The organism is Azospirillum doebereinerae, from assembly GCF_003989665.1.
GTDB lineage: Bacteria > Pseudomonadota > Alphaproteobacteria > Azospirillales > Azospirillaceae > Azospirillum > Azospirillum doebereinerae.
The window spans coordinates 60,225-73,824 of record NZ_RZIJ01000017.1; the positions used below are offsets into that span (position 1 = coordinate 60,225).

Annotated in this window: 12 protein-coding genes; 5 read left to right on the forward strand and 7 right to left on the reverse strand. The window is 67.6% G+C overall.

Going from position 1 to position 13,600, the window contains the following annotated elements:
• Nucleotides 1-234: 234 nt before the first annotated feature.
• The 3 genes from rpoH to EJ913_RS20010 all read right to left on the reverse strand — a co-directional run bounded on the left by rpoH (nucleotide 235) and on the right by EJ913_RS20010 (nucleotide 2,427).
• The gene (rpoH, locus tag EJ913_RS20000; protein WP_127001145.1) at nucleotides 235-1,131 is read right to left on the reverse strand and encodes an RNA polymerase sigma factor RpoH; all 897 of its coding nucleotides are present in this window, start codon (nucleotides 1,129-1,131) and stop codon (nucleotides 235-237) included.
• A 580-nt stretch (nucleotides 1,132-1,711) separates the two neighbouring features.
• Nucleotides 1,712-2,122 carry a Ros/MucR family transcriptional regulator gene (locus tag EJ913_RS20005; protein WP_127001147.1) on the reverse strand — a complete coding sequence of 137 codons (411 nt, stop codon included), beginning with the start codon at nucleotides 2,120-2,122 and terminating at the stop codon, nucleotides 1,712-1,714.
• Nucleotides 2,123-2,151: 29 nt separating this feature from the next.
• Nucleotides 2,152-2,427, reverse strand: coding sequence for an HU family DNA-binding protein (locus EJ913_RS20010; protein ID WP_127001149.1), 276 nt, complete (start codon nucleotides 2,425-2,427; stop codon nucleotides 2,152-2,154).
• A gap of 401 nt (nucleotides 2,428-2,828) precedes the next feature.
• Between EJ913_RS20010 and EJ913_RS20015 the strand changes: the two genes are divergently transcribed.
• Nucleotides 2,829-3,830: a TerC family protein gene (locus EJ913_RS20015; protein ID WP_127001151.1), complete on the forward strand. Its 1,002-nt coding sequence runs from the start codon at nucleotides 2,829-2,831 to the stop codon at nucleotides 3,828-3,830.
• Between the two features lie 146 nt (nucleotides 3,831-3,976).
• Here the strand turns inward: EJ913_RS20015 and EJ913_RS20020 are convergent, their stop codons facing one another.
• Nucleotides 3,977-4,441 carry an HAD family hydrolase gene (locus EJ913_RS20020; protein ID WP_127001153.1) on the reverse strand — a complete coding sequence of 155 codons (465 nt, stop codon included), beginning with the start codon at nucleotides 4,439-4,441 and terminating at the stop codon, nucleotides 3,977-3,979.
• Nucleotides 4,438-6,390, reverse strand: coding sequence for an acetoacetate--CoA ligase (locus EJ913_RS20025; RefSeq protein WP_127001155.1), 1,953 nt, complete (start codon nucleotides 6,388-6,390; stop codon nucleotides 4,438-4,440). Before EJ913_RS20025 ends, EJ913_RS20020 begins: the two co-directional genes overlap by 4 nt.
• A 159-nt stretch (nucleotides 6,391-6,549) precedes the next feature.
• Between EJ913_RS20025 and EJ913_RS20030 the strand changes: the two genes are divergently transcribed.
• From EJ913_RS20030 to EJ913_RS20045, 4 genes are all read left to right on the forward strand, one after another.
• Nucleotides 6,550-7,653, forward strand: a complete 1,104-nt coding sequence (locus EJ913_RS20030; RefSeq protein ID WP_127001157.1) for a polysaccharide pyruvyl transferase family protein — start codon at nucleotides 6,550-6,552, stop codon at nucleotides 7,651-7,653.
• A gap of 151 nt (nucleotides 7,654-7,804) precedes the next feature.
• The gene (locus EJ913_RS20035; protein ID WP_244939427.1) at nucleotides 7,805-9,226 is read left to right on the forward strand and encodes an FAD-dependent oxidoreductase; all 1,422 of its coding nucleotides are present in this window, start codon (nucleotides 7,805-7,807) and stop codon (nucleotides 9,224-9,226) included.
• 162 nt (nucleotides 9,227-9,388) lie between these two features.
• Nucleotides 9,389-9,544, forward strand: a complete 156-nt coding sequence (locus EJ913_RS20040) for a DUF3309 family protein (RefSeq protein WP_127001159.1) — start codon at nucleotides 9,389-9,391, stop codon at nucleotides 9,542-9,544.
• Between the two features lie 326 nt (nucleotides 9,545-9,870).
• Nucleotides 9,871-10,362 (forward strand): CYTH domain-containing protein, encoded by a 492-nt coding sequence (locus EJ913_RS20045; RefSeq protein ID WP_127001161.1) that lies wholly within the window; start codon nucleotides 9,871-9,873, stop codon nucleotides 10,360-10,362.
• Nucleotides 10,363-10,431: 69 nt separating this feature from the next.
• Here the strand turns inward: EJ913_RS20045 and EJ913_RS20050 are convergent, their stop codons facing one another.
• Nucleotides 10,432-10,779 carry a hypothetical protein gene (locus EJ913_RS20050; protein WP_127001163.1) on the reverse strand — a complete coding sequence of 116 codons (348 nt, stop codon included), beginning with the start codon at nucleotides 10,777-10,779 and terminating at the stop codon, nucleotides 10,432-10,434.
• A gap of 331 nt (nucleotides 10,780-11,110) precedes the next feature.
• Nucleotides 11,111-13,510 (reverse strand): methyl-accepting chemotaxis protein, encoded by a 2,400-nt coding sequence (locus EJ913_RS20055; RefSeq protein WP_127001165.1) that lies wholly within the window; start codon nucleotides 13,508-13,510, stop codon nucleotides 11,111-11,113.
• Nucleotides 13,511-13,600: the final 90 nt, after the last annotated feature.

The following is a 13,600-nucleotide window of genomic DNA, read 5'->3' on the forward strand; positions in this document are numbered from 1 at the left end:
TCTTATAAGAAATAAATTTTTCTCTATTGTGACATAAAATGATCATCCGAGGGCCGATACGGCTTCGCCATGAAAAAGACCGGCGGAGCCAGGGGCGCCGCCGGTCGAAGTTCGACAGGTCTGGAGGCTAGAAGCGGGCAAACGGCCCGCGGCGTCGTGCGAAGGCGGCTCGCGGGGAACCGGCTCGGCACGCCCGCGCGGCCGGCGGAGCGCCGGTCGCGCGGGAATGGCGGATCAGGCGACCATCTGGTGGGCGGGGCTGGGACGGCGCAGGGCCTGCGCGGCGCTCAGCACGGCCTTCTGGAGCTTCTCGAAGGCGCGGACCTCGATCTGCCGCACCCGTTCGCGGGAGACGGAGAATTGCTGGCTCAACGCCTCCAGGGTGGAGGGATCCTCCTTCAGGCGGCGTTCGAACAGGATGCGGCGTTCGCGGGCGTCGAGCCGGTCGAGCGCCTGACCGACCAGACGGCGGCGCAGGGCCAGCTCGTTGGCGTCGGCCAGCGTGACGTCCTGCGTCGGCCGGTCGTCGGCCAGCAGCTCCAGCCAGTTGGTCTCGCCGTCGCTCGACAGGGTGGCGTCGAGCGAGCTGTCGTTGGCGGCCAGACGGCGGTTCATCTCGACCACCTCGTTCTCCGGCACGTCCAGCTCGGTGGCGATGGCGGTGACGGTTTCCGGCGACAGGTCGCCCTGTTCCAACTCGGCCATCTGGCTCTTGAGGCGGCGCAGGTTGAAGAACAGCTTCTTCTGCGCGGCGGTCGTGCCCATCTTGACCAGCGACCAGCTGTGCAGAATGTATTCCTGGATCGCGGCGCGGATCCACCAAGTGGCGTAGGTCGCGAAGCGGAAGCCGCGCTGCGGATCGAATTTCTGGGCGGCCTGCATCAGGCCGACGTTGCCCTCGGCCACCAGATCGACCAGCGACAGGCCGTAGCCGCCGAAACCACGGGCGATCTTGATGACGAGGCGCAGATGGCTGCCGACCAGCCGTTCCAGGGCGTGGGGGTTGCCGCGTTCGCGCCAGGCGATGGCGAGATCACGCTCCTCGTCCGGAGCCAAGATCGCGAACCGCTTCGATTCTTCGACATAGCGGGTCAGGCTGGCGCTTTCGCCGCTCAGAAGTTTCTTCAGCATGCTGATGCCTCCTCTCCAACGCTCCACGGTCGGCCGTGACGCGGTGCTCCTTCGGCGGACGTAAGAAAACCGTCCGCTGCTTCGGCATTTCAAGTTATCGGGGTGTGTATTCGCCGCGCTTCTTTAGGAACAACGTCCGTCAGACACTATTAATGTGACCGGGCGACCCTATTGGATCAACCCCTTAAAGGGCATGATCCCGGAGTTTTTTGGCGTATACCCACGCTCTTCTGCCACTCGGACCGGCGGTCCGGTCGATCAGAGCGGGCTATGACCCTGGCAGTTTGGCCAGTGCACTTTCGGACAGGTCTGTCGCGCCCGTCCCATCGTTTCGGTCCTTTCCCGGAGGAGGCATCGGGCGGACCGCATCGGCCGAAGGTCTGTGGGCGGCTATGCTTCGGCTTGGCGTGAGCGGAAGGGGCTGACCACGGCGTAGGAACCCTAGATGGGAAGGCCGGGCGTCTTCGCCACCCGCACCTTCGGCCTATGCCATCGCGGCGTTTTCCGGGAGACGGGCAAGGAAAAAGGCGCGCCCCAAGGGGACGCGCCTTTCGGAAACGCTTGGCGGAACGGCCTGGGATTACTCGGCGGCCGAACGCTTGCGGCCGAGGCCGAGCTTGGTCGCCATTTCCGACCGCGCCTTGGCGTAGTTCGGGGCCACCATCGGATATTCCGGGGGCAGGCTCCACTTGGCGCGGTACTCGTCCGGCGACAGGTCATAGACGGTCTTCAGATGCCGCTTCAGCATCTTCAGCTTCTTCCCGTCCTCCAGGCAGATGATGTATTCCGGCGTGACCGACTTCTTGATCGACACCGCCGGAACCAGCTCCGACTTGGCCGGGGCGGGCTTGTCTTCGCCCAGGTTGCGGAAGGCCGCCTGCACGTTGTGGATCAGCGACGGCAGTTCGTGGACCGACACCGTGTTGTTGCCGACATAGGCGGCGACGACCTTGGCGGTCAGCGATTGCAGATCGGCGAATTCGATGGTCATGGCGGCGCTCCGTTCGCGATGAGGAAGGATCAGCCGTTCACCGAATCGCGCAGCTGCTTGGCCGGCTTGAACTTCGGGGCCTTCGACGCGGCGATGGCGACCACTTCGCCGGTGCGCGGGTTGCGGCCTTCGCGGGCGGCGCGCTCGGCCACCTCGAAGATGCCGAAGCCGGCCAGACGAACGTCCTCGCCCCGGCCCAGCGCGCCGGAGATGCCCTCGAACACCGCCTGAACGACCTTGGCCGCGTCGGCCTTCTTGATGCCGGCGTTGGTGGCGACGGTTTCGATCAGTTCGGCCTGGTTCATGCAAAACTCCATTGGGTCGGTTTGGTTTCGGTTTTTCGGAGTTATTGGCAGAACGGCTCCATCCGCACAAGAGCGATCACAGAAAAGGCAACTCACGGTGTTTTTCTTGACCGCACTTCTTGTCCGATCTGTGTCCGGAAAGCACCAGGAATGAGGCGGCGGCCCGTCGCGGCGGAAGCGGAGGCTGGGCTTCGCGCGGCTTTCGACGGTGAATATGGCGACTCGCGGCAAAGCGCCCGGTGGCGGTTTTGAAAGCTTTGGGGTGGGGGTTGAAGCGGTCGCGGACACCCCCATCTGCCAGGGGTTCGGGTCCGGGCCCCTCTGGCGACCGAGGCGTCGGTCGTGATGTCGGAACCTCTTGATCTTACCGCTGACGCAAGCGTCATCAAGTGGGTTGTTCGATGGACAGTCTTTACGCGTCCTTTCTCTTCGATTTCATGGGGAAACCTTTATGGGTTTGGTTGGCCTTCATTGGCGTCGTCATGGCGCTTCTGGCCTTCGACCTGGGTGTCCTCAACCGCCGCGACCATGAGATCGGTGTCGCCGAGAGCCTGAAGCTCTCCGTCTTCTACATCGCCGTCGCCATGCTGTTCGGCGGCTGGATCTGGTGGTCGATGGGCGGCGAGGCCGGCATCCAGTACTACACGGGCTATTTCATCGAGAAGAGCCTGTCGCTGGACAACGTCTTCGTCATATCGCTGATCTTCGGCTACTTCGCGGTTCCGCGCGCGTTGCAGCACCGGGTGCTGTTCTGGGGCATCCTGGGCGTGGTCCTGCTGCGCGGCCTGATGATCGGCGCCGGTGCCGCGCTGGTCTCGGAATTCCATTGGGTGCTCTACGTCTTCGGCGCCTTCCTGCTCCTGACCGGCGTGAAGATGCTGTTCGCGGCGGATTCGGAGCCGGACATCGCGCACAACCCGGTGCTGGCTTTCCTCAAGCGCCATCTGCGGGTCACCGACAGCTTCCACGGCCACCACTTCGTCGTGAAGCAGCCGGTGAAGGAGGAGGGCGGGGCGATGCGTTGGGTCGCGACGCCGCTGCTGCTGGCGCTGATCATGGTGGAACTGGCCGACCTCGTCTTCGCGGTCGACAGCGTGCCGGCGATCTTCGCCATCACCACCGATCCTTACTTGGTCTACACCAGCAACATCTTCGCGGTGCTGGGCCTGCGCGCGCTGTACTTCGCCCTGGCGGCGATGGTTCACCGGTTCAAGTACCTGAAATACGCGCTGGCGCTGGTGCTGGTGTTCATCGGGTCGAAGATTTTCTACACGCAGTTCTTCGGGAAGATGGATCCGCTGATCTCGCTCGGCGTCACGCTGGGGCTGATCGCCGGCGGCGTGGTGGTCTCGCTGGTGAAGACCCGGCAGGAGGAGCGGCAGGGGACCTTGCAGGCGGAGTGAGGGGAACTGGCTTTTGAGGGGCTTTGCCCCCTCCCTAACCCTCCCCCGCTAACGCGGGAGAGGGAACTCCACTGAACGCCGACAAGGGTCCGGCCCCCTCCCCCGCCGAAGGCGGGGGAGGGATGGGGAGGGGGCAAAAGCGCCCTTCAGAACCCCAGTTTCCCCAGCGCCGCGATGCTCTCCGCCGCGCTGGTGTGCAGGATGAAGGTCCCGCCCGCCGCTTCCCAAGGCGCGCGGGCCTTTTCGCGGTCGTCCACCAGCAATGTGCCGGGGCCGCCGTAACGCGGCTTGTCGCGCGCCATGCAGGTGATGACCGGAACCTCGGCCCCCAGCATGCGGGCGACCCAGCGCGTTTTCTGGTCGGGCGCCCAGCTTCCCAGCGGCAGGCCGGTCAGGATGGTCGGGCGGTGCGGCGCGCAGAACGCCCACAGCTCCTGCGCGTCGTGCATGAACTCCAGCGTGCCGAAGAAATCGGGGTGGCGGGACAGCGCCCACCACATCTCCTTCATCGGCAACGCCTCCGGCCGCCGGCCGGTGGCCGCGACGACGCCCCGGTCGAAATCCGCCAGCACGCCGTCGAGGTCGAGGAACAGGGCCGGACGCGCGCTCACGCCCCGCCCAGTTCCGCCCGCTCGCGGAACTCGTCGAGCGCCTGCGGGTTGGCCAGCGCCTCGGTGTTCTTGATCGGGCGGCCGTGGACGGCGTCGCGCACCGCCAACTCGGTGATCTTCCCCGACCGCGTGCGCGGGATGTCGCTGACCTGCACGATCTTCGCCGGGACGTGGCGCGGCGAGCAGTTGTCCTTGATCCGCTTGCGGATCTTGCCCTCCAGCGCCTCGTCCAATTTCATGCCCTCGCGCAGCACGACGAACAGGATGACGCGCACGTCGCCGTCCCAGGTCTGGCCGATGCAGACCGCCTCCATGATCTCGTCGAGCTGTTCGACCTGCCGGTAGATCTCCGCCGTGCCGATGCGCACGCCGCCGGGGTTCAGCACCGCGTCGGAGCGGCCGTAGATCACCCAGCCGCCATGCTCGGTCTGCTCGATGAAGTCGCCGTGGACCCAGATGTTGGAGAAGCGGTCGAAATAGGCGGCGCGGTACTTGGAGCCGTCCGGGTCGGCCCAGAAGCCGATGGGCATGCTGGGGAAGGGGCGGGTGCAGACCAACTCGCCCTTCTCGCCGCGCACGGCGTGGCCGTTGTCGTCGAAGGCCTCCACCGCCATGCCGAGGCCGCGCGTCTGAATCTCGCCCTTCCACACCGGGGCGATGGGGTTGCCCAGCACGAAGCAGGACATGATGTCCGTGCCGCCGCTGATCGAGGCCAGATGCACGTCCTGCTTGATGGCGCGGTAGACGAACTCGAAATTCTCCGGCATCAGCGGCGAGCCGGTCGAGGTCAGCGTCCGCACGCTGGCCAGTGAATGGGTCCGGATCGGCTCCAGCCCCGACTTCTCCAGCGACTGGATGAACTTGGCCGAGGTGCCGAACACGGTGATCTTCTCGGCGTCGGCGTAGTCGAACAGGATGTTGCCGGTCGGCGCGAAGGGCGAACCGTCATAGAGCGTCAGCGTCAGCCCGCTCGCCAGCCCGGTGACCAGCCAGTTCCACATCATCCAACCGCAGGTGGTGAAGTAGAACAGCCGGTCGCCCGGCTTCAGGTCGCAGTGCAGCCGGTGTTCCTTGACGTGCTGGACCAGGGTGCCGCCGGTGCCGTGGACGATGCATTTCGGCTTTCCGGTGGTGCCCGACGAATAGAGGATGAACAGCGGGTGGTCGAAGGCGACCCGCTCGAACACCGGCTCGACGGCCGGGTGGGGCGCCATGAACTCCTGGAAGCCGACGGCGTTCGGCACGCCCGACAGATCCGGCGCCTCGGCGACGTAGGGAATCACCACGGTGGCGACGACGGTCGGCAGATCCTTCAGCACCTCGGCCAGCTTGGCGCGGACGTCGTGACTCTTGCCGTTGTACCAGTAGGCGTCCGGCGCGAAGACCACCTTCGGCTCGATCTGGCCGAAGCGGTCGACGATGCCCTGCACCCCAAAATCGGGCGAGCAGGACGACCACACCGCGCCCAGGCTGGCGGTCGCGACCATCGCGGCCAGCGTCTCCGGCATGTTCGGCATGATGGCGGCGACCCGGTCGCCCTTGGTCACCCCCTTGGCCTTCAACGCCTGCTGGAGCCGCGACACGGTGGCCTTCAGCTCCGCCGCCGACCAGCGGTACTTCACCTTGTCCTCGCCCCAGAAGACCAGGGCGTCGCCGGCCGGCAGGTTGGCCAGCATGTTCTCGGCGTAGCTGACGCTCGCCTCCGGGAACCAGCGGGCGCCCGGCATCTTGTCGCCGTCGAGAAGATCGACCGCGCCCAGGTTGCCGGTCAGGCCGGCCCACTCCCACAGGAAGCGCCAGAACCGCTCCTTCTCGGCGATCGACCAGTTGTAGAGCGCCTCGTAATCGTCCAGCCGCAGACCGAAGCGCGCGTTGGCCGCGTCGCGGAAGGCGGTCAGGTTGCTTTGCGCGACACGCTCCTCGCTCGGGCGCCACAGCGGAGTGTCCATGCTCTTTCCCTCGTTCGCGGAATGGGGCCTTTGATTGGTCGGCCCTCGGATTGCGGGGCAGCATAGCGCACCGCCTCACGGCTTGTCTCCCGGCCAAGAGGCGGAACTTTCGCGCGCGCCGGCCGGTTGCCTTGGGGAGACGAAACCCCGCGAGGCGGCATGACGGTCATCGGCATTTCAGGCTCTTACGGTGGGTTGAACCTCGGCGACGAGGCGATCCTGACCTCGGCCATCGAGCAGCTCCGGGCCACGGTTCCCGGCGTGGAGATCGTCGTCTTCACCCGCAACGCCGAGCACACCCGTGCCCACCACGCGGTGGACCGCGTGCTGAATCCGCGCGAGGCGATGCGCGACGAGATCCTGCCGGAGGTCGAACGTCTGGACCTGCTGCTGCTGGGTGGCGGCGGGATCCTGTACGACAGCGAGGCGCGGACCTACCTGCGCGAGGTCACCATCGCGCAGCGGCTGGGCATCCCGACCCACACCTTCGCCATCGGAGTCGGCCCGCTGAAGGACCAGACCGAACGCGACGCCGTGCGCGACGGGCTGGACCGCATGGGCGGCATCACCGTGCGCGAACAGAGCGCCAAGCGGCTGATTGAGGAGATCGGGGTCCGCGTGCCGGTGGAGGTCACGGCCGACCCGGCGCTGCTGCTGACCGCCGATCCCTTCACCGACGCGATGCTGGCCGAGGCCGGGATCCCGAACGACCGCCCGCTGGTCGGGCTGTCGGTGCGCGAGCAGGGGGCGGCGGCGCCCGACCTGACCGACGCCGCCTACCACCAGCTTCTGGCCGAGGCCGCCGACTTCATCATCGAGCGATTCGGCGCCGACGTGGTGTTCGTGCCGATGGAGCGCGCCGACGTGCGCGAGGCCCACCGCGTCATGGGCCGGATGGCGGTGCCCGAGCGCGCGCATCTGCTGAAATACCAATACGAGCCACGCCGCATCATCGGGCTGATGCGCCATCTGAAGATGGCGGTCGGCATGCGGCTGCATTTCCTGATCTTCGCGGCGATCACCGGCACCCCGCTGATCGCCTTGCCCTACGCGTCGAAGGTGTTCGACTTCCTGACCTCGCTGGGGCTGGAGCCGCGCTCCACCGTCGCCCACACCACGGCCGGGACCTTCCTGGCCGACCTCGACCGGCTGTGGGACCACCGCGAGGAGCAGCAGGCACTGCTGCGCTCGCAGGTGCCGGTGCTTCAGGACCGCGCCCGCCGCACCGCGCCGCTGGCGACGAGGGCTGCAAGGGAGGGGTGAGGAGGTAACGCTTGCCCCCTCCCTAACCCTCCCCCGCTTCGCGGGAGAGGGAACCAGCACTGGAATTTGCAGAGCTCCTGCCCCCTCTCCCGCGAAGCGGGGGAGGGATGGGGAGGGGGCCAAGACACGAACCCATGAGGAGGACCGCACCGTGCCCGCTTTGACCTTGCCGCCGAACCCCGCCACCGTGATGCTGCCGCCGCGCGCCGCGACCCGAGTCGGACGCTGCGACGTGCTGGTCGTCGGCGGCGGGCCGGCGGGGATGGCGGCGGCCATCGGCGCCGCCCAGGCCGGGGCCGAGACGATCCTGGTCGAGCGCTACGGCTTCCTCGGCGGCAACGCCACGGTGGCGCTGGTCATGCCGTGGATGAGCTTCTACACCCAGCGCGGCTCCGTCGCTGTGGTTGACAACACCAAGCTGATGCCGCAGGACCACGGCCCCGGCGAGCCGGTGGTCGGCGGCGCGCTGGCGGTGTTCCTCGGCCGGCTCTACGCCGCGCAGGGCGCCGTGCCGCCCTCGCCGGACACCGGCTTCACCGTGCCCTTCGACCCGGAAATCCTGAAGGTCGTCTCCCAGCAGATCCTCGACGAGGCCGGGGTCAAGGTGCTGCTGCACGCGTTTGCCTCCGGCATCGTCGGCGAGCGCGGGCGCCCGACCGGCGTCGTGTTCGAGACCAAGTCCGGTCCGCTGGTGATCGAGGCCGGCACCGTGGTGGACTGCACCGGCGACGGCGACATCGCCGCGCTGTCGGGCGCCGACTACGAGGTCGGGCGCGAGGAGGACGGGCTGGTCCAGCCGATGACGCTGATGTTCCGCATGGCCGGCTTCGACCACAACCTGTTCTCGCGCTTCGTCCACGAGAATCCGACGCAGTGGCGCGGCGTGCACGGCCTGTGGGATCTCGTGTCGAAGGCGACGGCCAACGGCGACCTGTCGCTGACCCGCGAGGACATCCTGTTCTTCGGCACCACCCAGCCGACCGAGGTGGCGCTGAACTGCACGCGGGTCACCGGCGTGCTCGGCACCGACGTGTTCGACCTGACGCGGGCGGAATGGGAAAGCCGGCGCCAAGCCGCCGAGATCGCCCGCTTCATGCAGAAATACGTGCCGGGCTTCACCGAGTCCTACCTGTGCCAGACCGGCGTCGCCGTCGGCGTGCGCGAGACGCGGCGGGTCGTCGGCGATTACCGCATGACGGCCGACGACGTGCTGGGCGCCGCCAAGTTCGAGGACGCGGTGGCGCGCGGCACCTACCCGGTGGACATCCACAGCCCGACCGGCAAGGGCACCACGCTGAAGCGCGTGCCGACCGGCGAATGGTACGAGGTGCCGCTGCGCGCCATGCTGCCCAAGGGCATGGACAACCTTCTGGTCGCCGGGCGCTGCATCTCCGGCAGTCACGAGGCGCATTCGTCCTACCGGGTGACGCCGACCTGCATGGCGACGGGGCAGGCGGCCGGCGTCTGCGCCGCCTACGCCAGCGCCCGGCGCGAGCAGCCCCGCGCCATCGCGCACCAGACGGTGCAGAAGGAATTGCTGCGCCAGGGCGCGCTGCTGCGGCCGGTGGGGTGAAGGGAGCGGGTAACGCGGAAGGGCGACGGACCCGTTCGGGGATGCCGGACGGGGAACCGCCTCGCCCCTTCGTGGCAGCCGGAGCGGCCGCTCGCCCCAAGCTGGAACAAAGCCGTGGGGTTCCCGTTCCGATGACGCTCACTCGCCAATTGGGAGGATGCCATGATCGGCACGATACTTTTGATCATCCTGGTTCTTCTGCTTCTGGGTGCCGTTCCGGCTTGGCCGCACAGCCGCGGCTGGGGCTATGGCCCGAGCGGCATTCTGGGCGTTCTGGCGATCATCCTGATCGTCCTGCTGCTGATGGGGCGGATCTAAAGGCAGGCTCCGCCTTTCCCTGGAGAGCCCCTCTCCCCTTGCGGGAGAGGGGTTGGGGTGAGGGGGTGCAAATCTCTTTCCGCCTTTCAGGCGGAACACCCCTCATCCCAACCCTTCTCCCGCAAGGGGAGAAGGGCAAGTTTGCGCCTAAGGGAAGGATGGGGTGGGGGCAAAGCGTTGCTGGACTTGCGCGATCCGCGGCGTCGCGTCGCATCCGGCCACCACGACGTCATGGCCGCAACGCAAAAACGACGCGTTTGGGTGTCTTGCCGCGACCATGCTTATTGGCTAGGTTCCGGACAGCGAACTGTCCAAAAGGCCTAGCCATGGCACTGGAGATCGAGCGCCGCTTCCTTGTGCGCAAGGACATCCGGCATCTGTGCCGGGACGGCATTTCCATCGTTCAGGGCTATCTGCCGCGCGACGGCGACAACACGGTGCGCGTCCGGCTGATCAGCGACGCAACCGCCGGCGACACGGCCACCCTCACCATCAAGAGCCGCAAGAGCGGCGCCAGCCGGGAAGAGCTGGAATACCCGCTGGGCAGCGACTTCGCCCGGCAGCTCCTGCGCCATTCCTGCGCCGGCCACCTGATCCGGAAAACCCGCTACCGTCACGACCAGGACGGCCTATGCTGGGAGATCGACGTGTTCGAGGGCGAGAACGCCGGTCTGGTGATCGCCGAGGTCGAACTGAGCGATCCCGAACAGATCGTCCCGCTGCCCGAATGGATCGGGGCGGAGGTCACGTCCCTGCGCGCCTACAGCAACTCGTCCCTGTCGCGTTGCCCGATTCGGGGCTGGGCCAGCGCGGCCTGAGCCTCTGCAAAAGCGCTCTCCACGGAGCGCCCCGCCGCGAGGGAAGGGCGCCCCGCAGTCCGGCGGGCCTTACCCCCGCGCCGCCAGACGTTCCGCGTCCTTCAACGCCCCCCACGCCAAGCGGCGCGTGATGGAGGTGCCTTCGGGCGGACCGGCGAACAAGGTCTCATCCCGTTCGCACTCGATGCTCCACAGCGCGAACAGCCGCACCGCCAGACCGGCGTTGGTCCGGGCCGATACCTCGGCGATGCGGTCCTCCAGCGTGCAGACCTGATGGATCTGCTCGTTGGTGGCGGTGTGCAGGCCCCAGCTGGGGCCGTGGGTGTCGCGCAGCAGGGCCATGTAGGCTTCTCCCAGTTGAAGCAGTTCGTCGTCCTGTTCGCCGGGAAAAGCTGTGCTACTGTCGGTCTCAGCCATGATCGAAGCTCCTTAACAGCTTAGGTGGTGGTCAGGCCGGGCGGGGTGTTCCACCACCCCGTTCGGCCGCCGGACGGCACGTCTTGCGACGCGGCATCCGGGTATGTGCAATCCTAGGGCATTGCGGGACTGGTGTCACTCTTCTCCAAAGTGGGGAGGGGGAGGATGGAAGCTCCTAGCGGATAGGCATGGGTTCGGCCTTATGCCCCCTCCCTAACCCTCCCCCGCTGCGCGGGAGAGGGGACTGCCGCTGAACACCGACAAGCGTCCTACCCCCTCTCCCGCGCAGCGGGGGAGGGATGGGGAGGGGGCAACCACAACAACCACCAACTCAAGCCGTCCGCACCTTGTTCAGGAAGCCCTGGACCTCGCCGCGCAGGCGGTCGGCCTGACCGGCCAGTGTGCGGCTGGCGACCAGCACCGCGTCGGCGGCGCCGCCGGTCTTGCTGGCGGCGGTCGTCACCTCGGCGATGTTCTGCATGACCTGCTGGGTGCCCTCGGCCGCCTGCTGGACGTTCTGGGCGATCTCCTGCGTCGCGGAGCCCTGCTGCTCCATCGCGTGGGCGATGTCGGTCACCGTGCGGCTGATGGTGGTCACCGCGTCGGAGATGGTGCGGATGGCGTCCACCGCGCTGCTGGTCGCCATCTGCATGTCCGCGACCTGATGGGAAATCTCCTCGGTCGCCTTCGCGGTCTGGCCGGCGAGATTCTTCACCTCGGTCGCCACGACGGCGAAGCCCTTGCCGGCCTCTCCGGCGCGCGCCGCCTCGATGGTGGCGTTGAGCGCCAGCAGGTTGGTCTGCTCGGCGATCTCGCCGATCAGCCCGACCACCTTGCCGATGCGCTCGGCGGCGTGGGACAGCCCCTCGACGATGCCGTTGGTCTGCACCGCCTTGTCGGCGGCGCCCACCGCCGCGTTGGAGCTGGCGTTGAGCTGGCGCGAGATCTCGGCGATGGAGGCCGACAGCTCCTCCGCCGCCGCCGCGACGGTCTGCACGTTGCTGGTGGCCTGCTGGGAAGCGGTGGCGACGGCGGTCGATTTCGCCGTGGTCAGGGCCGCGTCCGACGACATCTCCTGCGCGTCGCGGCCCAGCGTCGAGGCCGATTCGGTCAGCGACACCACCACGCCCGACACCGCCTGCTCGAAGCCGTTGGCGAACTCGTTCATCGTGCGACGGCGGTCGGCGTCGATCTGCTGGCGCATCTCCTCGCGGTCGCGCTCCATCTTCTGCATCTCCAGGGCATTGTCCTTGAAGATGGTCATGGCTTCCGCCATCGCGCGCAGTTCGTCCTTGCGGTCGCCGCCCGGCACATGCACCGACAGGTCGCCCTCGGCCAGACGGCTCATGGCGCCGGTCATGGCGTGCAGCGGGTGGGTGATGGCGCGGTCGATGACCCAGGCCATGATGATGCCCAGCAGCAGCGCCACGGCGGAGCCGATGGCGATCACCATGCCGGAGTTGGCGCGCCCCTCCTCGCGGTCGTCGCGCTGGATGACGACCAGCCGGCCGATCTGATCGCTGACCGAAGTGGCGGCCTTCGTCATGGCGAGCGAGGCCTCCTGCTGCCGCTTGGCGGTCGCGACCAAGGCGGTGAATTCCGTGTCGAAGGCCTGCGCGGCTTCCGTGGCGGCCGTGATCAGCGCGCGGCCCTCCTTGTCGAGCAGCAGAGCCCCCGCCTTGCCGGCCAGTTCCAGGGTCTCCTTGACCGCGCCGGTCACGCGGGCGTGGGAGTCCGGGGCGTTGCTCAGCAGGAAGTCGCGCTGCCCCAGCATGGCCGCCTGCGCGCTCTGCACCAGCCGCATCGCCAGACCGCGCAGCAGCACCGCCTCGTTCACCTCGCTCTGGGCGTAGCCGGACGCCTCGCGCAGGGCGTTGGAGACCATGGTCTGGTTTTCCTGAAGCTCCAGCGCGTGGGTCTGCACCGCGCGCGCCGTGCGGTCGATGGTCTCGGCGATGGCGGACGGCACCGTGCCGGTGATGCCGCGGATCGTCCGGAAGGCTTTGCGATAGGCATCGGTGTCGGCGACGATGGTCTGCGCCAGCGTCTCATCGTTGGTGCCGGCGAGATCCTTCTCGACCGCCTCGGTCGTCGCCACCAGCTCGTCGATGGCGGCGGCGACGCGGTCGAGCAGGGCGGGGTTGCCGGTGCGCAGGTACTCGCTCTGCTGGACGCGGGCCTCCTGCACGCGCTCGATCACGCGGTTGGCGCGTTCGGTCGTCTCGATGCCGTGATGGGCGGCGGTGTCCGCCTCCTTCTGGCTGACCATGTTCTGGTCGTAGCGCTCCGATTGCTGCGCGCCGATCTTCTCGGCGATCTCGCGGAGCGCGCGGGCGCGGGTCTCCATGCTTGCGGTGCGGGCGTGGGCCTCGCGGTCCTGGGCCACGAAATTGCCGAAGGCGGCGCGGTAGCCGTCGATTCCCGCCAGCACCTCGTCCACCAGCCGGGCGCCCTCGCCGGCGGGCAGCGCCGTGCGGGTGTCCTGCGCCTCGGCGCGGAGCGCGTCGAGCATGCCGGGAACGTTCGTCACCGCCTTGGCGTCGCGTTCGGTGACGAAGCGCGCCTCCTCGATGCGGACGGATTTGAGACGGGCGTCGAGTTCGGCCGTGTGGGCGGCGAGGTCGACACGCCCGGCGTAGGTGCGCAGGCTGTTCCAGCCGACGAACGCCACGGCAACCGTCAGCAGCAGCACGGTGGCGAAACCGAGCGCGATCCGTGTTCCGATCGTCATGATCGTAGGCTCCCTGTCATCAGAGCGATGCGTGTTCTGTTCTTGCACCCCTATTTAAGCACGCTGGGTTAATTCCCGGTTTGATGCAGG